Source organism: Chondromyces apiculatus DSM 436, assembly GCF_000601485.1.
GTDB classification, from domain to species: Bacteria; Myxococcota_A; Polyangia; order Polyangiales; family Polyangiaceae; genus Chondromyces; species Chondromyces apiculatus.
Genome location: NZ_ASRX01000017.1, coordinates 186,141 through 207,188, shown reverse-complemented (window position 1 = coordinate 207,188; position 21,048 = coordinate 186,141). Strand labels below are relative to the sequence as shown.

The window sequence follows — 21,048 nt, the reverse complement described above, 5'->3', positions numbered from 1 at the left end:
GCGCCGGCAGCGCCGGCAGCGCCGGCAGCGCAGGCAGCGATGCGGACGACGTGGAGGACGCGGGCAGCGCGGGAGGCGTGTGCGGCGAAGAGGCGGTGGAAGAGGCGGTGGAAGAGGCGGTGGAAGAGGCGCGCGCCGGAGGGAGCAGCGCCGGGGGCGCCGGGTGAGGGCTCGCCGGCAGGGCCAGCGCGGCAGCGCGGGAGCGGGGGTGGTCGAGGTGCCCGGAGAGCGCGGCGGAGAGCGGCACCACGGGGACGGCCGTGCCGCGGCGCTCGAAGAGGGGCATGCCGCCGGGGCCCCGGATGATGGAGGCGGGATCGATCTCCACGATCTCGTCGATCATGGCGATGGGGGCGACGAAGCGCTGGCCGTCGCACTGGAAGGCGAAGGCGTCGAGGATGGCGACGGTGAGCGGCACGCGCAGGGTGAAGGTGGTGCCGGCGCCGGCCGTGGTGCTCAGGGTGAGTTCGCCCCCGAGCTCGGTGGTGACCACCCGGTGCGCGATGTCCATGCCCATGCCGCGGCCGCTGGTGGTGGTGGCCTCGGCGCGGGTGGAGAAGCCGGGGGTGCTGAGGACGTCGAGGAGCGCAGCGTCGCCGAGCGGGGTGTCGGAGGCGATGCCGGCGCGGCGCGCGACGGCGGCGAGGTCCACCCCGCGGCCATCGTCTGCGATGGAGATGGAGAGGGCGGCGCGGCTCATGGAGGCGCAGGTGATGCGCAGCGTACCCTCGCGGGGCTTGCCGAGGCGCTCGCGCTCGTCGGGGGGCTCGATGCCATGGTCGACGGCGTTGCGCACCAGGTGGACGATGGCGGGGAGGAGCCGCTCGGCGACCGCCTTGTCCAGCTCGGCGCTGCCGCCCTCGACCTCCATGCGCACCCGCTTGCCGGTGTCGCGCTGCAGGCTGCGCAAGATGAGCGGGAGCCTGTCGAGGATCTCGCTCATGGGCACCATGCGCACCCGGAGGAGCGCGCCGCGCAGGTCACGCAGCTCGCGGGCCTGCTCGGCGAGGAGCCGGGTGAGGTCCCGCACCTGCACCCCCGCCTCGGCGAGCCCCGCGGCGCAGTGCTCGAGACGGTAACGGCTGACCATCAGCGCGGAGAGGCGGTCCATGGCGTCGTCGATGCGCTCAAGCTCGACGCGGAGCACGCCGCGGCGAGGGACGTCGGCGTGGTCATGGTCCGGCTGGGGAACCTCCACGGCAGGGACGGAGGGCTGGGTGGACTCGGCGGGCCTGGTGGACTCGGCGGGCCTGGTGGACTCGGTGGGCCTGGTGGACTCGGTGGGCCTGGTGGACTCGGCGCGCTGGGCGCGCTCGGCAGCGAAGGGGACGGCGCTCGGGGGCGCGGCCTGGACCAGGGAGGAGAGGTGATCCGGGGAGAGGCCCACCGCGTGGCCCAGGGCCTCGTCGGAGGCGGCGGTGAGGAGGACGAGCGAGAAGGTCAGCCCGGCCGGGATCGCCTCGGAGGGAGGGCGCGAGAAGGGGATGACCTTGACGATCTCGGCGAGGGCGGAGGCGTGCTCGCGCACGCTGGTGATGGTGATGCCGCGCTCGGAGGAGGCCGGGGAAGGGGAGAAGTCGACGCGCAAGGCGCGCTTGCCAGCCGCGATGCCGGCGGCGAGCTGCTCCTGCTCGGCGTCGCTCAGCTTGGCGGCGATCTCCTCGGGGAGAGAGAGCGTCGGGGCCGCCGCGGGGGGCGCGGGCTCGTGGCCGTAGAGGAGGGCGTCGAGGGCGTCGAGCAAGGGGCGCGGCGCCTCCGGCACGGGGAGCGCGTCGGCGAGCGCGCGCACCGCGACGGTGATGGCGCGGGTGCCCTGAAAGAGGATGTCGATGGCCGCCGGGCCCGGGGGGCCGCCCTGCTGCTGGAGGCCGCGGAGCAGCTCCTCCATGCGGTGGGAGACGGCGACGACGGCCTCGACGCCCATCATCGCCGACAGGCCCTTGATGGTGTGCAGGGAGCGGAAGACTTCGCGGAGGGCCCGCGCCTCGGCCTTGCCTTCGGCCGCGGCGCGCTCGATGGCGAGCAGGTTCGTCGAGGCGCTTTCGAGGTGCTCGTCCACCTCGGCGAGGTACGCCGACCGGAACTCGGCGACGTCCACCATGGGCTTCACGGCGGGCGCGTCCCGTCGAGCAGGCTGCGAACCTCGGCGACCATGGTGTGGGGTGTGAACGGCTTGGTGAGGAAGCTCGACGCGCCCGCCTGGAGCGCGCGGGCGCGGGAGCCGTCGTCGCCGCGGGTGGTGACGATGAGGATGGGCAGGCTGCGGAGCCGGTCCTGGCCGCGGATGAACTCGACCACCTCGAAGCCGCCGATGTCCGGCATGTTCAGGTCGAGGACCACGAGGTCGAAGCGCTTGAGCGACATCTTCTCGATGGCCTCCAGGCCGCTGCCGGCCTGGGTGAACGCGATGCCGGGCTCGGTGCGCAGGCAGGCCATGATCATGTCACGCATGACCTTGCTGTCGTCGACGATGAGGAGCTCGGGCACGGGTCAGGCCTCGGGAAGGGCGAAGGGGTCACACCCTAACAAGGGCGCTGGACTTCTCTATCGGGGGTGACCCGAAAGCTCATGGGGGCTTATCCCTGATCTCTTCTCGCAACAACCGCGCAAAACCGCGCAAGAAGCGCTGGAGGAACAGGCCTGTCAGGGTGGTGGGTGTGCTGAACAGCCGAGCATGACGCAGGGCGGTGCGAGGCTCACGGCGCGCGCCGAGCCCGCCGCTTGTCACGTCACCCAGCACGTCGCCCTGGCGGACGCGCGCAGGTGGCTTGCGGGAGGCGCTGGCCGCAGGCGAGGATGGGTCATGATGGTCGTTTTCGAGGTGTACCTGGCCCGGGGAAAGAGCGCCGAGGACCTGCTCAGCGCCGAGACACGCAAGGAGACGGGGGCTCAGATCATGAGCATCGAGGAGGCGAAGGCGGTGGGCTTCTCGGGCCTTGCGCCGCTCGAAGGGGTGGGGGAGGTGCGGCTCATCGCCGTGCGGCGGAGCGACGCCCCCTGGGTGCACCGGTCCCTCGAAGGCAGCGACGTGGTCGCCTCGTTCCGCGTCCACGACGTGGAGTGACCGAGGGCCGGGGGGGCGCGCGGCGTGGACACCCCCTGACGAAGGGGGTACAGCCCGGCCATGACCAACGCGCGTCGTCGCCAGTGTCTCCGGCTTCGCAGCACCACGGGGCTGCCCTCCGTCCTCGCCCTCGCCGCCCTCGCCGCCTTTGTACCGGCGTGCGGCGCCCAGCCTCCCTCGGAGCCCGCCGCCCCCGGGGCCGGTGAGCCCGCGCCCCCGCCTGCGCCTCCCGCGGCGGCCCCGCGCTTCGAGAACCCGGGCGGGATGTGGATGCCCGAGCAGCTCGCGTCCCAGGAGGCGTGGCTCAAGCAGGCAGGCTTCCAGATGGATCCCAGGGCGCTGCTCGACCCGACGGCGTTCCCGCTCGGGGCCGTGGTGAGCCTCGGGGGCTGCTCGGCGTCGTTCGTGTCCGCCGACGGCCTGGTGGCGACGAACCACCACTGCTCGGGCGGCGCGCTCCAGCACAACTCGACGCCCGAGGAGGACATGCAGCAGAACGGCTTCCTCGCCAAGAACCGCGCCGACGAGCGCTGGGCAGGGCCGCTCGCGCGGGTGTTCGTGACCCGCTCGCTCCGCGACGTGTCGGCCGAGGTGAACGCCGGGCTCGACGCCGTGAAGGACGGCATCGAGCGGTACAAGAAGATCGAGGAGCGGCAGAAGCAGCTCGTCAGCGCCTGCGAGAAGGGGCGCCCGGAGCTGCGCTGCTCGGTGGCGTCGTACTTCGGCGGCGCCGAGTACCGGCTGATCGAGCAGCTCGAGATCAAGGACGTGCGCATGGTGTACATCCCGCCGGAGGGGGTGGGGAACTTCGGCGGCGACGTGGACAACTGGCGCTGGCCCCGCCACGGCGGCGACTTCGCGTTCTTCCGCGCCTACGTGGGCAAGGACGGCAAGCCCGCCAATCACGCCGCGGACAACGTGCCGTACAAGCCGCCGCACCACCTGAAGGTGGCGACGACGCCGCTCAAGGAGGGCGACTTCGTGATGGTGGCCGGCTACCCGGGCCGGACCAACCGGCTGCGCACCGCGGCCGAGGTGGAGACCGCCGTGGCCTGGGAGTACCCGGCGCGCGTCGCGCTCTTCAAGGAGCTGATCGGCCTGCTCAAGGACCTGAGCCGGGACGACAAGGCCCTGCAGATCAAGGCGCTGCCCCGCATCGAGGGGCTCAGCAACTACCTGCTCAAGACCGAGGGCCTCCTCGACGGGCTGGTGCAGGACGGGCTCGCGAAGAAGAAGGAGAAGGTCGAGGCCGACCTCAAGGCGTGGATCGCGGCGGACCCGAAGCGCAAGGAGGCCTACGGCGGCGCGATCGAGCAGATGGCCAAGGTGCACGCGGGCATCCAGGCGACGCGCGAGCAGGACGCGCTCGTCGACGGGGCGATGTGGCTCGCGCGCCTGGTCTCCACGGCGGACTCCCTGGTGCGGATGGCCGAGGAGCGCGCGAAGCCCGACGCCGAGCGGGATCCGGTCTACCAGGAGCGCAACTGGCAGCGGCTCGAACAGGGGATGGTGGCCCTCCAGAAGGGCTACGACCGGCGCCTGGACACGGCGCTCTTCAAGGTGTTCCTGCGGCGGATGGCGGCCCTGCCGGAGAAGGACCGGCCGGTGCTTTTCACGACGCTGTTCGGGAAGGCGACGCCCACCGAGGCCGACCTCGACAAGAAGGTCGCCGACCTCTACGGCAAGACCAAGCTCGAAGATGAAGCGACCCGGGTGAAGCTCCTGAAGACAGCGACGACGGCGCAGCTCAAGGCGAGCCAGGACCCGCTGATCAAGCTCGCGGTCGCGATCCGGCCGTCGCTCAAGGCGATGGAGGACCAGGACAAGGCCTACGAGGGCGCGATGAGCGCGGAGCGGCCGCGCTTCGTGGCGGCGCTGCGCACGTTCCAGGGCGGGGCGCTCGCGCCCGACGCGAACGGGACGCTGCGGATCACCTACGGGACGGTGCGGGGCTACAAGCCGCGCCCCGACGCCGAGGCGTACGTGCCCTTCACGGGCGTGAGCGGGATCCTCAAGAAGGACACCGGCAAGGAGCCGTTCGCGTCACCGCCGGCGCTGCTCGCGGCCGTCAAAGACAAGAAGTTCGGCCCCTACGTGAACGAGGCGATCGGCGAGGTGCCCGTCGACTTCCTGAGCGATCTCGACATCACCGGCGGCAACTCAGGCTCGGCGACGATGAACGCGCGCGGGGAGCTGGTGGGCCTGGCGTTCGACGGCAACTACGAGGCGATGGCCTCGGACTGGCTGTTCATGCCCTCCATCACCCGGACCATCCACGTGGACCTCAGGTACATGCTGTGGGTGATGGACGCGGTGGGGAACGCGGACGACGTGCTGCGCGAGCTGGGTGTGAAGCCCGCCATTCCTTGATTCCCACGGCAGGGGCTCGCGCCCCGGCCGTAGGGTTGAGCGTTCAGCCCTTGCCGGCGGCTTCCCGCTTCGCTTCGAGTTCTTCCCAGCGCGCGGTGAGGCGGGTGACTTCGGCCTTGGCCTTCTCGACGTCGGCGAGGAGGCCCGCGACCTCGGCGCCCCGCGTGGCGTAGAGGGCGGGGTCGGCGAGCGTGGTCTCCAGCCCGGAGACGCGGCCCTCGGCCTGCTCGATCTTCTCCATGATGCCGTCGAGCTCCTTGGTCTCGGCGTAGGTGAGCGCCTTGCCGCGGGGAGCGTCGCGGGCGTCGCGGGCGTCACGTCCAGCGGGACGGGCAGCCTTCTGGGGCTCGGGGGCGGGGCGGGCGGCGCGGACCTCGGCTTCAGCGTGGGCCTTCTGGGCGCGGAAGGCGTCGAAGTTGCCGGCGTAGCGGATGACGCGGCCGTCGCCCTCGAAGGCGAGGATGGTGGTGGCCACCCGGTTCAAGAACCAGCGGTCGTGGGTGACCACGATGGCCGAGCCCTCCAGCTCCACGAGCATCTGTTCGAGCGAGGAGAGCGTGGCGACGTCGAGGTCGTTGGTGGGCTCGTCGAGCAGGAGCACGTTGGAGGGGCGGGAGAGCATCTTGGCGAGGGCGACGCGGGCGCGCTCACCACCGGAGAGGGAGCTCACGGGCTGGTGGATGGTGCTGCCCTCGAAGAGGAAGCGCTCCAGGTAGACGCGCGGTTCGAGGTCGAGCGCGCCGAGGGGGATGCGCGAGCGGTCGCCGGCGACGTTCTCGAGGATGGAGGTCTCGGTGTCGAGGCCACTCCGGTGCTGGTCGAAGTAGGCGATGGAGGTGCTCTTGCCGAGGACCACCTCGCCCTCGACGATCCGCGGCTCGCTCGGGGTCTCGGCCTCGTCGCCCCTCGGCAGCTCGTCGAGGATGGCGCGGAGGAGGGTGGTCTTGCCGGTGCCGTTCCGGCCCACGACGCCGACGCGCTCGCCCTTGGTGAGGACGAAGTCGACCCCGCGCGCGAGCCAGCGGTCCCCGGCCTGCACGCCGAGCTGCTTGATCTCCAGGATGGAGCGGCCCGAGCGGGTGGTCACCACCTGGAGTTCCGCGGCGCGCTCGGCCTTCGGGGCGAGCTGTCCCTTCGCGGACTCGGCGCGGCCGATGCGGGCCTTCTGCTTGCCGGTGCGGGCCTTGGGCTGGCGGCGCAGCCACTCGAGTTCGGTGCGGAGGAAGTTCTGGCGGTTCGCCTCGGCGCGCTCGACGAGGGCGAGGCGCTCGGCCTTCTGCTCCAGGTACTCCTCGTAGCCGCCCTCGTAGATGTAGAGCTTGCCCTTATCCAGCTCGAAGGTGCGCTCGGCGACGCGGTCGAGCAGGTAGCGGTCGTGGGTGATGAGGAGGAGGGCGCCGGTGTGCTCCTCGATGAGGTACTGCTCCAGCCACTCGACGGTCTCGGCGTCGAGGTGGTTCGAGGGCTCGTCGAGCACGGCGAGCGCGGGGCGGGAGACGAGGATCCGGGCCAGGGCGACGCGGCGCCGGTCACCGCCGCTCATGGAGCCGACCGGGGCGTCGAGGCGGGTGATGCCGACATGGCCGAGGATGGCGTCGACCTGGTGCGAGACGTCCCAGCCGCCGAGGCGCTCGACCTCGCTCCCGGCCTCGGACTGGGCGGTGAGCAGCGCCTCGTGGTCGCCGTCGCCGCGGGTGAGGGCGCGGCTCGCCTCGTCGTGGCGGGCGCGCGCTGCGTGCCAGGCGCCAAGTCCGGCGAGGACCGTGTCGCGGGCGGAGAGGTCGGGGGCGAGCTCAGGGTCCTGGGTGAGGATGGCGACCTCGGCCCCGCGGCGGCGCATCACGGCGCCGCTGTCGGGCAGCTCCACGCCGGCGAGGATCCGGGCAAGGGTGCTCTTGCCGGAGCCGTTGATGCCCACCAGGCCGACCCGTTCGCCGGTGCGGATGGTGGCAGTGACGCCATCGAGGATGACGCGAGCACCGTACGATTTGCGGAGATCCTGGGCAGTTACGACCGGCACGGCGGCGTAGCTTAGTCAGAATCGTCCGGATTGCTCTGCGGATCGCTGCCGATGGCGCGCTACCAGGGAAAGCGGGGGCCATTCAGGGGATGCACGCTGGTCACCTGTTCGGTCGTGCGCAGTTCCGCTGTCTGGACGGACGGTTGCGCTCCCGGGCGCACGTCACCGGGCATTGTTTGATGGATTGATGACGCGAGAGGCTGGCGCCTGACCTTCCAGGGCACCACAGAGTTCTGGAAGGAGAGAGATTCATGGCGGCGACGCAAACTTCAGCGACCATCGTGGTGGGGCTTGAGTTCTCGGAGGAGGGCGAGCGGGCGCTCGACGCGGCGCTGCAGTTCGCTTCGAGCTTCCCCGGGGTGGACATCCACGTGGTGCACGTCGAGGGGGGCAGCGCCAAGCGGTTCAGCGACGGGGTGGAGCCCGCCCTCGATCGGACCGAGGCGGAGGTGCGCGCCCGGATCAAGACGCTGGCCCCGGCCCTGAACAACCTGCGCGGGATCACCGTGCTGTCTCACCTGCGCACGGGGTCTGCGGCGACGCAGATCGTGCAGATCGCGGCCGACGTGGACGCAGACCTGATCGTGCTCGGGACCCGGGAGAAGAACGGCATCGAGCGGCTGGTGACGGGCTCGGTGGCCGAGACAGTGGTGCGGCACGCGGGCTGCGCGGTGTGGATCGTGCGGCCCAAGGAGCACGAGCACGCGGGCGAGATCCCGCACATCGAGAAGCCCTGCCCGCTGTGCGTGGCGAAGCGCCAGGAGACGGGCGGCAAGGAGATGTGGTGCGTGACCCACGCGGAGCGGCACGTGGTGCCGCACCGGATGACGTACAGGTACAACTCGTCGGAGGGGCCCGACAGCTTCGCCTACCACACCACGCCCGTGAAGCGTTGAAGAGCTACCCGGCAGAGCTGCTGCGCGCCCCGCGTCGTCGGTCGGCCTCCCCCGAAATCCGAGAGGATTCCTTGGTCGGCCTCCCTGGCCGCGAGGCGCTCGCGACGCTTTTCCGGGCAGCTCTTTGGGCGTAACGGGCGAAGTTTCCGGAGCGCTGCGCTCAGCGGTCGGGGTGACCTGCCCAGACGCCCGGGGTCTTGCCGTCCGTCGCGCCGGAGGTCGGCGCCGGGGGTCTGACGACGGGCGGCTGGGGGATGACATTGGGGCGCTTCTGAGGGCCCGCGCTGACGCTCGGGGCAGGGGCGCTCTTCACGCTGGCTGATGCAGCCGCCGCGCTCGCGGAGGCGCTGCCGCTCGGGGAGGCGGAAGGTGCGGTGGAGGGTGCGGTCTCGCCGGGAGGCAGGGCGAACTTCACCCGGCCGAAGCGGCTGGCACGATGAAAGTTGCCCTCGCCGAAGAGGGGAGCCCAGGCCGTGCCGCCGTTCTTCTGCATGGCGTAGAAGTTCATGCGCCAGACGTCGCCGGGGTTCGGGGGCGTGCGCTTGGCCTTGGTGAAGGAAGCCCAGGGGATGCGGGCCTCGACCGTGTAGCCCTGGTCGAGGTCGGACTCGTCGTCGAGGGTGCCCTGCAAGGCGACGGCGCTCTCCAGGTTCGCGCTCCACTCCTCGTGGCCGAAGGGGCCGTCGGGGCCGCCGCGGGGCTGGTTGTAGTCGTCGAACTGGCTGTCGAAGACCATGTTCTGCGGGTTGATCTGGATCTCGTAGTAGTCCTTGTTGTCGCCGTCGCCGTCGGGGTCGATCATGATCTCGACGGTGTCCCTCTCCCACAGGTGGGGGTCCTTGGTGCCGGCAGGAAAGCCGCCGGTGAGGTGCTGGTCCTTCACCTCGAAGGCCGCGTAGAGGTGGGTGTCGTCCCAGAGGAGGCGCGCGCTGCCCTGCACGGGGATGGCGGGGTTCGGCCTGCCGGAGTGCGCGTCGACGAAGGAGCCGGTGGTGCGGGCGTCGGCCCACGCAGGCTCGTCGAGGCGGCCGTCGAGGGTGAGGGTGGTGCCCGCGGGGAGCTTGTGGGCGGTGAGGCTCTTGAGGTTGACCTTGCCGGGGCGGACGCCGGTGCGCAGGCGGATGACGCTGGTGCGGTTCTCGGTGTCCGCGCCCTGGCCGACGATGGGGAGGCGGCCCTTCTCGGGGTGGGCGATGCCGACGGCGACGACCAGGGTGGGGGAGGGATCGCCGGGCACGAGGAAGCGCACGGGGTCGATGTAGAGGCGCCCGGGTCGCCACGCCGAAGGCGGCAGCGGGGGGCCCTCGAAGCCCTTCATCTGGCGGAGCGGGCCCGAGGTGTCGACGTTGAGGACCATCTGGCCGTCCTCGCCGAGGAGGTGGGTGAAGAGCTGGTAGCCAGGGTCGAGCGGCTTCTCGACACGCCACACGAGCATCACCTCGACCCTCCTGCCCGGGAGGTAGGCCGCTTGCCGGGGCGAGATCGTGTAGCCGAGGAGGGTGATCTTGTTGTCGAAGTTGATGTTGGTCTCGATCATCCCGGGGGGCAGGTCGCTGGCCATGTACGGCGCGACCTTCTGCTGCTGCTCCGGCGTGAGCTCGGGACCCTTGTTCTCGGAGGAGCAGGCCGCAACGCAGAGGACGAGCGCGAGCGCGGGCGCAGCAGAGCGCGGGAGGCGGGAGAGGGCGGGGCAGCGCATGGCGAGGACTGCGTACCCTGAACGGGGCTGGCGGGGAACGAGGTGCTCGTGGCAACTCACGGCGTGCTCTGGGGGCAGTTGAGGGCGCAGACGGTGGCGTGGAGGCAGGACTCGCCGGTGGGGAGCGGGGCTTCGCACACGTCGCGGCAGACGCCGGCCGAGCCGGGCTCCCAGCCGCAGCCGAGGGCGCGCAGCAGCTCGTTGGCGTAGGGGGCGTAGACGCGCTTGCGGCGGATGACCTGGCGCCGCTGGGCGAGGGAGCGCTCCTGGGCGCGGCCCCGCTCACGCCAGAGGGAGATGAGCTGGTGGGTGGTCTGGAGGTGCTTCAGGTTCTGGCGCAGGGCAGCGAACGCGGCGCTCGCGCCGGATGCGCCGGCTGCGCCGGATGCGTCGGATGTGGTGAAGGTGGTGGCTTCGGCAGGCGTGGCTCCGGCGGGCGCGGAGGGGAGGATGCGGGACTCCAGCTCGCTGAGGACGGCGCGGAGGAAGCTGTCGAAGGGCACCTCGCCGGAGAGCACCGGGTGGCGCTGGGTGTTGAGGGCTGCCTCCACGGAGGCGCAGAGGACGGGGGAGACGGCGGCCTCCTTGGCGGACTCGCAGACCTGGCGCGCCTCGCTGTAGAAGCAGCAGGTGCGGTCGTCGCGCTCCTGCAGGACAGGGGGGTGGTCGCAGAAGGTGCCGAGGCTGCAGAGGTCGAAGCCCACCTGGGTGCTCAGGCCGAAGGCGTGGTGCGACTGTGCGCCGGAGGCTGCGTCGCGGAAGGGGCCGTCGAGCGCGAAGAGGGTGTCGGCGGAGATCTCGGTGGAGAGGGCGCGGAACAGGCGCAGGCCGAGGCCCTGGCTGGTGCGCAGGCCGAGGCGGGAGGCGCCGTCGCCGCCGCCGATCACGCCGGCGCCGAGGAGGCCGTAGAGGTCGACGAGGCCGTCGGGGAACAGGCTGAAGCGCGCCCTCACCCCGGCCTCGCCGAGGGGCCCGAGCGCGGCGCCGTCGCTCCAGGTGCCGAGCAGGGCCGCGCCGTAGAGGCCGACGCGGATGCTCTGCTGGTCGCGGAAGGTCCAGGGGACGAACTCCGCGGCGATGCCGGAACGGAAGCGGAGGTCGCCGTGCTGGAGGGCGAACGACTGGGGAAGGGCGAGGACGATCTCGTGGCGGCGCGAGGGCAGGAGGCCCTCCTCGGGCAGCGTGGCCGGGCGCAGCGCGGGCACGAGGTCCTCGATGCTGTGGTCCGGCGGCGGGGGATCGGGGGGCGGTACGGCCTGCGCGAGGGCAGCGGCGGGGGCGACCACGGAGACGAGCGCGAGGGCGAACGCGGAGACGCACGCGGGGACGAGCGCGGGGACGAGCGCGGGGACGAAGGGAAGAACGGTGGCGGTGGGCAGCGGCGCGGAGGGGCGGCGCGGAGGGGTGGGGCGGCTCATGGCTTGACCTGGCAGGTGGTGGAGGCCGGGGGAGCGCCGCAGGCGTCGAGCGCGGGAGGGGCAGGGTCGTCGCAGCTCCGGAAGCCTTCGGGGTGCTCGATGGCGCCGCAGAGGGCCTCGTTCTTGGGGAGCTCGGGGCTGCACCAGCGCACGAGCTTGGCCTCCATGGCAGGGTCGAGGGTGGACGCGCTGCCGGCTCCCGCGGGGTGGATGCCGAGCAGGCGCGCGATGTCGAGGCAGCGCAGGCGGCCTTGCTCGGCGCCCGCGCGGAAGAGGCGCCGCAGCTCGGCGGGCTCGAAGTTGTAGCCGTTCAGCGAGTCGACCGCGGACTCGTTGCGGAAGACGCCCATGACCCGCCAGAAAGGCTCGACGGGTGGGGAGAGCACCTCGATGTCCGGGTCGACGCGCGCGGAAGGGGGGGCAGGCGGCGCGGGCGGCGCGGGCGGCGCGGGCGGCGCGGAGGCGGAGGGGGCCAGAGAGGCGGGCTGGGAGGCGTCCGGGGAGGCGGGCGGCGCGGAGGTGACCATGAGGGGGGGGTCGGTGCCGCGGAAGACGGCGGGGTTCGAGCACACCGCGTTCCAGTCGCGGGTCTTGCAGATCCGGTCGCGGTCGCAGACGGAGCCCGGGGGGCAGAGGGCGCTGTCCTCGCGGAGCCGGGCCTCGCAGGCCTCGATCTCGGCCTGGCGCACCGCCTCGGCGTGCCGGCGCGCGTGGGAGATCTCGCTCTCGGTGACGCCGCCGGTGGAGACGTCGATGTAGCGCTGGGCGATCTCGATCGCGTTGCGCAGGCGCCGGGTGCCGCCGAGGATGGAGTTGGCGCTGGAGACGACGAGCACCCGCTCGGCGCCGCGGCGGGCGAGGGGCATGAGGGGGATCTCGGAGCGGATGCCGCCGTCGAGGAAGGTGGGCTCGGTGGCCTCGGGGCGCTCGGCGTCGTAGGGGACGCCGATGGGGAGCTGGGTGACGGGGGCGGCGATCACGGGGAGCACGGCGGAGGCGAGGGCGGCTTCCACGACGCACGGGGGGCTGTGGAGCTCGGCCTGATCGCTGAGGGCGTGGAGCAGGCCGGTGCGGAACTCGACGGTGCTGAGGAGCAATTCGGAGCGGTTCTGGCGCATGCCCTCGTTCACGCAGCTCGACAGGATGCGGCGGATGCCGTCGAACTCGAGCACGCCGCGCTGGGCGGTGGCGCCGACGTCGAAGAGGCGGGTGATGGGGGCGGAGCGGACGCAGAACAGGTCGGTGAGGGAGAAGCAGGTGAACCAGCGGGCGAGATCGTCGAGGCCCTGCTGGCGCTCGGGGGCGGTGGTGGCGCTGTTGAAGCGGTCGACGGCGGTGGTGATCATGGCGCCGGTGCTGGTGCCGGAGAGCAGGTCGAAGCGCAGGTCGCGGCCCTGGCCGCAGGCAGGGTCGGACATGCAGCCGTGGATGAGGTGCAGGGTCGACCAGACCACGCCGGCGCTGAAGACGCCGGTGGCGGCGCCGCCCTTGACCACGAGGCCCGTGGTGGGGCGCTCGCGGTCGCGGCGCCACTTGCGGCTGCCCACGTAGGCGGCGGCGTGCTTGAAGGCGCGGGCGGCGCCGACCTTCACGGCGTCGTCGTCGACGAGGCCCTCGTCGAGCACCTCGCTGACGGCGCGGGCGGCGCGGGAGATGGCCTGGCGGAAGCGGACCTCGTCGAGGACCCGCTCGAGGACCGGCCAGTTGGGGGCGCCGAGGCCCGCGCAGACGGGGGTGGAGACGGCGCCGGCGGTGTCCTCGGTGAGCGCGCGGATCTTGGCGTTGACCTCCTCGCGGCGGCCCTCGGGTGTGGTGGCCTGGAGGGGGCAGCGCGGGCCCGCGCCGAAGGCGGCGCAGGAGGTGATCTCCAGGAAGCGGGAGGGGGTGTCGGCGACGCGGCGCAGCCAGGGCTCGACGCGGTGGGTGGCGTCGCCGGTGCCCTGGCCGAAGTAGCCGTCGATGATCTCGTTCCAGACGAGCCGCTCGACGACGTCGGCGCGGACCTCGGCGGGCTCGCGGAAGGGGTCTCCCTTGCTGTCGAGGGCGCCGCCGTTGAAGGCGGTGGGGACCGCGTCGGTGCGCATCAGGCAGGACGCGGCGCCGGCGGCGAGGAACGCGAGGAGGTAAGGCGTGGCGCGCGCCCCCCGCGGCTTGCGCCGGGAGCGCGTCGGGCTCGTGCTCATCGGGAGGAGATTACTCCTCACACCCCAGGGGATCGTCGGGGATCCTTGGGGGCGCGGTCGCGGTGCTTACTTGCGGCCCTTTTTCCGGGCGTCGCGCTCGCGCTTGCGCTGGGCCTTCTTGGCGTTGCGCTCGGAGGCGCTGAGCTGACGCATCTTGGTCATGCTGGCCGCGTCCTCGCCGCCGCCCATGCCGGGCATGCCGGGGAAGCCGCCCATGCCGGGCATGCCGGGGAAGCCACCCATGCCGGGCATGCCGGGGAAGCCACCCATGCCGGGCATGCCGGGGAAGCCACCCATACCGGGCATGCCGCCCATGCCGGGCATGCCGGGGAAGCCGCCGCCAGCCATGGCCTTCTTCATGTTCTTCGCCATGGCCATCTGCTTCATGCCGGGGATCTTGCCGAGCATGCCCATGTTCTGACCGAGGCCGCTCATCATCTGGCGCATGAAGAGGAACTTCTGCACGAGCTCCGTCACGGCCTCGGGCTTGCTGCCAGAGCCCTTCGAGATGCGCTCGACGCGCTTCGGTTCGCGGATGAGCGCGTAGGGGTCGTTCTTCTCGAAGGCGGTCATCGACTGGATGATGGCCTGGATGCGCACGAGCTCCCGGTCGTCCAGGTTCACGTCCTGGGGGAGGCCGCCGGGGAACATGTTGCCGATGGGCAGCTTGTCCACGAGGTCCTTGAGCGATCCCATCTTCTGGATCATGCGGACCTGCTCGAGGAAGTCGTCGAGGGTGAACTCGCCCTGGAGCATGCGGGCGGCGTCCTTCTCGGCCTTCTTCTGGTCGACGACCTGCTCGAAGTCCTGCATCAGGCCGACCACGTCGCCCATGCCGAGGATGCGGCTCGCCATGCCGTCGGCGCGGAAGGGCTCGAACTTGTCGGTGGTCTCGCCGACGCCGCTGAAGAGGACGGGGGCGCCGGTGACCTCCTTGATGCTCAGGGCGGCGCCGCCGCGGGCGTCGCCGTCGAGCTTGGTGATGACCACGCCGCTCAGCTCGAGCCGCTCGTGGAAGCTGCGCGCCGTCTTCACGGCGTCCTGACCGATCATGGCGTCGACCACGAGGAAGATGTTCTCGGGCTTCGTCTTCGCCTTGATGTCGGAGAGCTCCTTCATGAGCGGCTCGTCGATCGCGAGGCGGCCGGCGGTGTCGTAGATGATGACGTCGCGGCCTTGCTTGCGGGCCTGCTCGCGGGCGGCGGCGCAGATCTCGACGGGGCTCGCGCCGGGGATGTTGAAGACCGGGACCTTGAGCTGGTCGCCGAGCACCTTGAGCTGCTCGACGGCGGCGGGGCGCTGCATGTCGGCGGCGACGAGCAGGGGCTTCTTGCCCTCCTTCTCCTGGAGGAGGCGCGCGAGCTTGGCGCAGGAGGTGGTCTTGCCGGAGCCCTGGAGCCCGACGACCATGATGCCGGTGGGGCCGCTCTGGGCCCAGGCGATCTCCTCGCCCTCGTGCGACATCATCGCTTCGAGTTCGTCGTGGCAGATCTTGATGAAGTGATCGCTCGCCGAGACCTCGTGGGTCTCGCCCGCGTGCTTCACCTTCACCTCGAGCGTGCGCCCGAGCGCCTTCTCCTTCACCCGGCTGAGGAAGGCCTTCACGACGCCCATCTCGACGTCGGCCTCCAGGAGGCTCAGGCGCACCTCGCGGAGCGCGGAGTCGATGTTCTGCTCCGTGAGCTCGGTGAGCCCGGCGAGGCGGTTGCGCGCTTGACGGAAGCCCCGGGACAGCGTTTCGAACATGGTGGGCGGTCTTTAGCACGAGGCCGCGCACGGGGGAGCCCCCGCGCGCGGGCGCCGCGGCAGGATCAGCGGAGCCAGCGGTGGAGGTCGGCCAGCGCGGTGTCGCAGGCGGGCATGGCGGCGGTGCTCTCCTCGATCTTGTCCTCGGCGGCGCCGAGGTCCCGGAGGATCTCGGGGGTGAGGCCGCTGGGATCCGCGAGGGCCCCCCGCACCTTCGCCTCCAGGGCGTTGCCTTCGAGGAGCAGGCGGTAGGCTTTGACGCAGTCGTCGCGGGCGCGGGCCGAGCGCGGGTCCGAGGCGGAGACCTGTTCGAGCTGCTGCAGGTGCGCGACGCGGCCGGAGGCGGGCTCCGCGGGCGCGTCCCGCAGCACGTCGATGGCATGGAGCACCGCGGCGGCCTCGCGCTTCTCGGGGCTGGGGCCGCACCCTGCGGTGAGGGGGAAGAGGGCGAGGGGGAAGAGGGCGAAGGCGGCAACGCGCGCGGCGTGGGCGAGCGCGGCCACGGTGTGTGGCGAGCGGCGGAGTGGCCTCACGGCGCGGTCACCGGGCGGGTCGGGGGGCGGGTCCCATCTGGATCCGCTCCCCGATGTAGATGCCGACCAGCGCGAACATCACGCCGATGAGGCCCATGATCACGTACATGAACATCGGCATCGTCCGGACGGTCTGGCTCTGGATGAGGTAGTAGACGGTGGGGACCGCGACGATCGCCGAGCCGACCACGGGTTCGAGGACCATCTTCCCGGGCACGATCATCCCGATCAGGGTCCCGCCGAGGAGCCAGACGGGGATGGAGACGGTCATCCCGTGGGAGCCCTCGAAGTCGAGCTGGTGCACGACGAGGGGCAGCCCCACCACGAGCGCCGCCGTGAGCACCGCCTGCACCACCAGGGAGATGAGGCACCAGAAGGGCGAGAAGGCCGACCGCCTCGCGGACGCGCCCGACCCGCGCGCCCCGCGGGGTCCCTCCATCAGGGCGCCGCACGACGCGCAGCGTCGACCCTCGGGCATGGCTGCACTCCGGGCGCTGCACAGGGGGCAGACCACGGGGCCGCTGTTCTGGGGGCTGCTCATCGGGCGCCTAGGCTAGGCAACGCTCCCGCCTTGGGCAAGGGAGGCGGGTCCGAGGGATCGCCGTCCAGGCGCGGAACCCGGCGCCCGCGCCGGTGTCAGGGCCGAACATGACGAGCGCGAGCGCGCCGCGGCTTTCATGTCGGCTATACTGCAAGGAAACCGTGTCCTCCGAACGCACATCCCTCGACGCGCATGTCCCCGGCCCGGGGCGCCCCTCCCGCCCGTCGGGACCAGGGGCGGATGCCGCAGACCTCGACCCCGAGCTGGCGGCCCTGCCCGCACCGCCCCGTCGTGAGCGTACGGCGGCGGTGGTGCTGATGCTCCTGACGACCGTTGCCGGCGTGCTCATGTGCCTGGCGCTGCTCTCGGAGGCCCGGTACGCGTTCTCCGCGGGCCAGCCCCTCGACGTGGGTGAGCTGACCTCGCTCAAGCCGGGGGAGGACCTGGCGAACCGGTACATCCGGGCCACGGGGCTGCTCGGGACCTCCGGCGCGATCCACTACGGCCGCGCGGCCGAGGGGGACTCGTTCCGCGTCGCGCCGGTCGCCGGCAACCCGCAGCTCTGGGTGGAGATCCGCGTGCCCGAGGGCTTCGAGGGGCCGCGCTTCGTGCCCCCCACGACGTTCGCGGGGCGCCTCGTGCCCATCGGCGAGGCGGGCGTGCGGCACGCGGGGGTCGTCGCTCAGGTCCGCGAGCAGACGGAGGTGGCGATCCCTCCGGATGCATGGCTGCTCATCGATGGCTCGTCGCCGCGGAGCTCGCGGTGGGCGGTGGCGCTCGTCGCGCTGTTCCTCGCCTTCGCGGGCTGGAACGCGGTGGGTGTCGCCCGGGTGCTCCGCCGCGTGAAGGACCGGCGCGTCGAGGCCTGAGCGCGGGAGGCTGGGCGCCGAGGAAGGCGCTTGACGCATCCCACCTGCCGATGCATTTGCAACTCAGTCACAAAGGGTGACGCTGCGGCGGGTTGATCACGTGAAACGAACCTCGAGCACGGGCCCACAGACAGCGCACCCGGCGGATGCCATGGACGCGGCGGATACGGCAGACACGGTGGACGCGGCGGCGGTGTCCCGCGAGGAGGGCGACAGCGGGGCGGCCTGCGACGGGGAGCCGCACCACCACGTCCCGGCGGCACCCTCCACGTTCGGCAAGCTCGCGTTCCAGCGCGCCGCGGCGCTGTTCCGGGCGCTCGGCGACGTGGAGCGGCTCAAGCTGCTCGAGTCGCTGGCGCAGCGGGAGGTGTGCGTGACCGAGCTCGCGGAGACGTCCCGGGCCCGGATGCCCACGGTCTCGCAGCGGCTGCGCGTCCTGCGCGCCGAGGGGCTGGTGGTGCAGCGGCGCGAGGGCAAGCACATCTTCTATGCGCTCGCGGACCAGCACGTGGTGGAACTCGTCCACAACGCCCTGCAACACGCGAGCGAGCTGAGGTCGCCTCCGCTCGACGACGACGATCCCACGTGACGGCTCCGGGCGTCGCGCGGGCTTCCACGTGGAAACCCGCGCGGAAGTTCCATTGCGCTCCCTCGCACCCCAGGTACAAATGGTAGCCGTGTCGCAACCGGGCAAGCCGCTGACCCTCGACGAGATGCGCGCCATCCTGCGCGCCAAGGGGTTGCGGGCGACGACATCGCGCGTGGCGGTGCTCGAGCACCTGCTTCAGGCGACCACGCCGGTGAGCCACGCCGAGCTCGCGGCGGAGCTCGGACCGCGCGGGTGGGACCGGGCGACGCTCTACCGGAACCTCATCGACCTGACCGAGGTGGGCCTGGTGCGGCGCGCCGACGTGGGCGACCACGTGTGGCGCTTCGAGCTGCTGAAGGAGGGGCCGCGGCACCGCACCGACGAGCACCCCCACTTCGTCTGCGACGAGTGCGGCGACATCCAGTGCCTGCCGGACGAGAGCATTCAGATCAAGGCGGCGCGCGGCGCGCCACGCTCCCTGCGCCGCAGGGGCGTTCAGATCCAACTCAAGGGGCGCTGCGACCGGTGCATCGGGCCATGAGCCAGCGCCCGCAGTCCGCCGGTCATCGCCGTTCGATCTTGCTCGCCGCGCGACGGCAGCACTAGAGCGGGCCCGTGCTCCTCCTGGCACTGGCGCTGTCCATCGGCGGCCTCGCGGTCGGCCCGCTCCTCGCCGTGCTGGGGCGCGGGCGGGCGGTCGCGCTGGCCGCGATGGAGGGGCTCACCCTGGGCCTGTTGCCGGCGCTGCTCCTCGTCCGGCACCTGCCGCACGTGGCCGAGGAGATCGGGGCGGTGGTGGCGATCGGGGCGATGGCTTCCGGCTACGTGGGGCTGCGCCTCGTGGAGCGGTGGAGCCACGTCGCCAGCGAGCGGGTGGGCCGCGGGCTGATCGTGGTGGCGCTGGCGATGCACGCCTTCACCGACGGGGCGGGGCTGGCCCTCGCGACTGCCGCCGCGGAGCAGGGCAGCGCCGAGGGGGTCCTGCTCGGCCTCGCTTTGCTCGTGCACCGCATGCCAGAGGGGCTGTTCCTCGTCACCACGCTGCTCCCGGAGCTCGGCTGGGGGCGCACCCTGGCGCGCCTCGGTGTGGTCGCGCTGGCCACCATCGTGGGGGCCATCGCCGGGGAGCGGGCGCTGTCGGTCGTGCCTCACGGCGTGTTCGAGGGCTTCGTCGCGGTGGGCCTCGGCGCGATGCTGGCCATGGCGCTGCATCCGCACTCGGTCGCTCCTTCCACCCGGCCGGCGCGGCGGGCGGGGGCGATCGCGTTCCTCGTCGGCGTCGCGGCTGCCGTGGCCGTCCCCGAGCCTGCCGAGCACCTCGTCGAGGCTCATCCGCGTGAGCTGAGCGTGATCCAGTCGCTCGGTCCGCTCTTCGTGGAGACGGCGCCCTCGCTCCTGCTCGGCCTCGTCGGCGCGGCCCTGCTGCACACGTACCTGAAGCAGAGGTCCACCGCGTCGCTGCGGGGCGGGAGCGCCCCTGTGCAGGCGGCGCGGGGCATGGTCTTCGGGCTCCCGCTGTCGCTCGGCGTGAATGACGTGCTCCCGATGTCGCGCCGCATGCTCGTGGCGGGCGTCCCGACGGCTGCCGTCATCGCCTTTGCGATCGGCGCGCCGGAGCTCGATGTGGGGAGTGCCGCGCTCTCGGTGCGCCTCCTCGGCGTGCCCCTCACGGCTGTGCGCCTGATCGGGAGCGCGGCGCTGATTTTGGTCGTGGCGTTGCTCGTCGCGGCAGTGGCGCGGCGCCGCGCGGAGGAGACTGTCGCTCCCACCGACGCCACCGACGCCGCCGCCGGGGCCGACGCCGCCACCGGGGCCGACGCCGCCGCCGGGGCCGAGCCGCTCGCCGCCGCCGCGCCTCCGCCGTTCGCAGGGAGCCGGCTCCGCGCCATCCTCGCCGACGCCTGTGGCCCCACCCTCGACCGCGTCGCTGCCTGGTACGTGGTGGGCCTGCTCCTGGCGGCCATCGTCGAGGCCACGTTCGATCCGGAGATCGCGCTCGGCTTGCCGCCTCCACACGACGTGGTGGTGAGCGCCCTGGCGGCCATCCCCCTGTACATCAGCGCGCAAGGGGCGACGCCGCTCGCGGCAGTGATGATCCACAAGGGCTTCTCCGTGGGCGCGGCGCTCGCCTTCCTCGTCGTGGGGCCTGCCACGAACATCGCCATGCTCGCCTTGCTGAGGCGTCACCTCGGCCTCGGAGCGACGGCGATGTTCGTGCTGGGGAGCGCGGGGTGCGGGGCGCTGCTCGGGCTGCTCGCGAACTTCCTGGTCCCGGCGGCGACGGCGCCGGAGGTGCACGCGCTCGTCGCGCACGAGCACGCGGTGCTGGAGTGGGTGGCCACCGGGATCCTGGCGGCGCTGCTCCTCGGCAGCCTCCTTCGCCTCGGCCCTCGCGGCTGGTTCAGCACCATGACCGTGGAGCGGCAGTGGCCGCTGCGGGGGGAGGCCGATGATCCTCGCCACCCCCACGATCATGGCCACGATCATGGCCACCACCGCGCACACGCCGAGGAGGCCGCGCCTCCTCGCGGCCAGGGCGAAGAGGGCCTCTCCGAGGAGCCTCCCCCTCCGCACCCGCAGCGGCGCATCGCCTGAACTGAGCGCGCGTCAAGGAGGGCACCGGATCAGGCGGGGTGACCGGGGCGCATCCGGTCGGTGCAGCGCCCTGCGGCGGGCGCGGGCGTCAGGCCAGCTCGACGCGGCCGTGGTCGTCGCAGTGCCCGTCGTGCACGTGGTGCAGGTGGCCGTCGACGAGGTAGTCGGTGTGATCGTGGTGCGGCACGGCGTCGTGGCCGCAGCCGGGGCCGTGCCGGTGGGCCTGCGGGTGGGCGCCGCAGGCATGGGAGGGCGTACACGCCCCGGCGTGGTCCAGGGAGCACTCGTCGACGTGGCCGTCGTGCTCGTGGTGGAGGTGGCCCTCGTGGAGGTAGTCCACGTGGTCTCCGTGGCGGATGGCCGTGTGTCCGCAGTTCGGGCCGTGCTTGTGGTCGTGCGTGTCGTGCGTCCGGTGGTCCACGGCGATGTCTCCGGTCAGAGGTGGAAGATTTGATTGGTCAGTTTCACAACCAATCAACTGTGGGGCACTATGAGAGGGGGGCTCCTCTCGGTCAAGGCGCCCGG

17 protein-coding genes are annotated in these 21,048 nt (G+C 72.2%); 7 read left to right on the top strand and 10 right to left on the bottom strand.

The window, feature by feature from the left end:
- Positions 1–2,101: chemotaxis protein CheA (locus tag CAP_RS13275; RefSeq protein WP_231511433.1), on the bottom strand; the 2,101-nt coding region annotated here is incomplete at its 3' end.
- A gap of 5 nt (positions 2,102–2,106) precedes the next feature.
- A complete protein-coding gene (locus CAP_RS13270) occupies positions 2,107–2,487 on the bottom strand; it encodes a response regulator (RefSeq protein WP_044240533.1) in 381 nt (126 codons plus the stop codon).
- A gap of 316 nt (positions 2,488–2,803) precedes the next feature.
- Between CAP_RS13270 and CAP_RS13265 the strand changes: the two genes are divergently transcribed.
- Together CAP_RS13265 and CAP_RS13260 are read left to right on the top strand one after the other, a co-directional pair.
- Positions 2,804–3,064 carry a hypothetical protein gene (locus tag CAP_RS13265; protein WP_044240532.1) on the top strand — a complete coding sequence of 87 codons (261 nt, stop codon included), beginning with the start codon at positions 2,804–2,806 and terminating at the stop codon, positions 3,062–3,064.
- A 60-nt stretch (positions 3,065–3,124) separates the two neighbouring features.
- On the top strand, positions 3,125–5,434 hold the full coding sequence (locus tag CAP_RS13260; protein ID WP_052375011.1) for a S46 family peptidase: 2,310 nt from the start codon (positions 3,125–3,127) through the stop codon (positions 5,432–5,434).
- A gap of 43 nt (positions 5,435–5,477) precedes the next feature.
- Here CAP_RS13260 and CAP_RS13255 read toward each other — a convergent pair whose 3' ends face one another.
- Positions 5,478–7,454, bottom strand: coding sequence for an ABC-F family ATP-binding cassette domain-containing protein (locus tag CAP_RS13255; protein WP_044240531.1), 1,977 nt, complete (start codon positions 7,452–7,454; stop codon positions 5,478–5,480).
- Between the two features lie 251 nt (positions 7,455–7,705).
- On the opposite strand from CAP_RS13255, the gene CAP_RS13250 reads away from it, so the two are divergent.
- The gene (locus tag CAP_RS13250) at positions 7,706–8,350 is read left to right on the top strand and encodes a universal stress protein (RefSeq protein ID WP_044240530.1); all 645 of its coding nucleotides are present in this window, start codon (positions 7,706–7,708) and stop codon (positions 8,348–8,350) included.
- A 160-nt stretch (positions 8,351–8,510) separates the two neighbouring features.
- Here the strand turns inward: CAP_RS13250 and CAP_RS13245 are convergent, their stop codons facing one another.
- The 6 genes from CAP_RS13245 to CAP_RS13220 form a co-directional block, all read right to left on the bottom strand.
- Positions 8,511–10,049 carry a carbohydrate-binding family 9-like protein gene (locus tag CAP_RS13245; protein WP_044240527.1) on the bottom strand — a complete coding sequence of 513 codons (1,539 nt, stop codon included), beginning with the start codon at positions 10,047–10,049 and terminating at the stop codon, positions 8,511–8,513.
- A 56-nt stretch (positions 10,050–10,105) separates the two neighbouring features.
- On the bottom strand, positions 10,106–11,467 hold the full coding sequence (locus CAP_RS52255) for a hypothetical protein (protein WP_044240525.1): 1,362 nt from the start codon (positions 11,465–11,467) through the stop codon (positions 10,106–10,108).
- Positions 11,464–13,650, bottom strand: coding sequence for a patatin-like phospholipase family protein (locus tag CAP_RS52250; RefSeq protein ID WP_044240523.1), 2,187 nt, complete (start codon positions 13,648–13,650; stop codon positions 11,464–11,466). The genes CAP_RS52255 and CAP_RS52250 overlap by 4 nt, the downstream gene beginning before the upstream one ends.
- A gap of 66 nt (positions 13,651–13,716) precedes the next feature.
- Complete coding sequence (gene ffh / locus CAP_RS13230) at positions 13,717–15,396, bottom strand: signal recognition particle protein (protein ID WP_044240521.1); 1,680 nt, start codon at positions 15,394–15,396, stop codon at positions 13,717–13,719.
- A gap of 65 nt (positions 15,397–15,461) precedes the next feature.
- Positions 15,462–15,899 (bottom strand): hypothetical protein, encoded by a 438-nt coding sequence (locus CAP_RS13225; protein WP_044240520.1) that lies wholly within the window; start codon positions 15,897–15,899, stop codon positions 15,462–15,464.
- A gap of 37 nt (positions 15,900–15,936) precedes the next feature.
- Positions 15,937–16,407: a hypothetical protein gene (locus CAP_RS13220; RefSeq protein WP_231511426.1), complete on the bottom strand. Its 471-nt coding sequence runs from the start codon at positions 16,405–16,407 to the stop codon at positions 15,937–15,939.
- Positions 16,408–16,631: 224 nt separating this feature from the next.
- Here CAP_RS13220 and CAP_RS13215 point away from each other — a divergent pair, with 224 nt between their 5' ends.
- The 4 genes from CAP_RS13215 to CAP_RS13200 all read left to right on the top strand — a co-directional run bounded on the left by CAP_RS13215 (position 16,632) and on the right by CAP_RS13200 (position 20,523).
- The gene (locus tag CAP_RS13215) at positions 16,632–17,339 is read left to right on the top strand and encodes a hypothetical protein (RefSeq protein WP_044240517.1); all 708 of its coding nucleotides are present in this window, start codon (positions 16,632–16,634) and stop codon (positions 17,337–17,339) included.
- Between the two features lie 151 nt (positions 17,340–17,490).
- On the top strand, positions 17,491–17,928 hold the full coding sequence (locus CAP_RS13210; RefSeq protein ID WP_197041155.1) for an ArsR/SmtB family transcription factor: 438 nt from the start codon (positions 17,491–17,493) through the stop codon (positions 17,926–17,928).
- A gap of 79 nt (positions 17,929–18,007) precedes the next feature.
- Complete coding sequence (locus tag CAP_RS13205; RefSeq protein WP_044240514.1) at positions 18,008–18,469, top strand: Fur family transcriptional regulator; 462 nt, start codon at positions 18,008–18,010, stop codon at positions 18,467–18,469.
- A gap of 74 nt (positions 18,470–18,543) precedes the next feature.
- Complete coding sequence (locus CAP_RS13200) at positions 18,544–20,523, top strand: permease (protein ID WP_052375008.1); 1,980 nt, start codon at positions 18,544–18,546, stop codon at positions 20,521–20,523.
- 88 nt (positions 20,524–20,611) lie between these two features.
- On the opposite strand, the gene CAP_RS13195 is transcribed toward CAP_RS13200, so the two are convergent.
- Positions 20,612–20,944, bottom strand: a complete 333-nt coding sequence (locus CAP_RS13195) for a hypothetical protein (RefSeq protein WP_197041154.1) — start codon at positions 20,942–20,944, stop codon at positions 20,612–20,614.
- Between the last annotated feature and the right edge of the window lie 104 nt (positions 20,945–21,048).

Bases quoted from the DNA above. Each gene is read 5' to 3' on its own strand.
- CAP_RS13210 (WP_197041155.1), top strand. From the start codon at position 17,491: ATGGACGCGGCGGATACGGCAGACACGGTGGACGCGGCGGCGGTGTCC.
- CAP_RS13265 (WP_044240532.1), top strand. From the start codon at position 2,804: ATGATGGTCGTTTTCGAGGTGTACCTGGCCCGGGGAAAGAGCGCCGAG.
- CAP_RS52250 (WP_044240523.1), bottom strand. From the start codon at position 13,650: ATGAGCACGAGCCCGACGCGCTCCCGGCGCAAGCCGCGGGGGGCGCGC.
- CAP_RS13220 (WP_231511426.1), bottom strand. From the start codon at position 16,407: ATGCCCGAGGGTCGACGCTGCGCGTCGTGCGGCGCCCTGATGGAGGGA.
- CAP_RS13205 (WP_044240514.1), top strand. From the start codon at position 18,008: ATGGTAGCCGTGTCGCAACCGGGCAAGCCGCTGACCCTCGACGAGATG.
- CAP_RS52255 (WP_044240525.1), bottom strand. From the start codon at position 11,467: ATGAGCCGCCCCACCCCTCCGCGCCGCCCCTCCGCGCCGCTGCCCACC.
- CAP_RS13250 (WP_044240530.1), top strand. From the start codon at position 7,706: ATGGCGGCGACGCAAACTTCAGCGACCATCGTGGTGGGGCTTGAGTTC.
- CAP_RS13260 (WP_052375011.1), top strand. From the start codon at position 3,125: ATGACCAACGCGCGTCGTCGCCAGTGTCTCCGGCTTCGCAGCACCACG.
- ffh (WP_044240521.1), bottom strand. From the start codon at position 15,396: ATGTTCGAAACGCTGTCCCGGGGCTTCCGTCAAGCGCGCAACCGCCTC.
- CAP_RS13245 (WP_044240527.1), bottom strand. From the start codon at position 10,049: ATGCGCTGCCCCGCCCTCTCCCGCCTCCCGCGCTCTGCTGCGCCCGCG.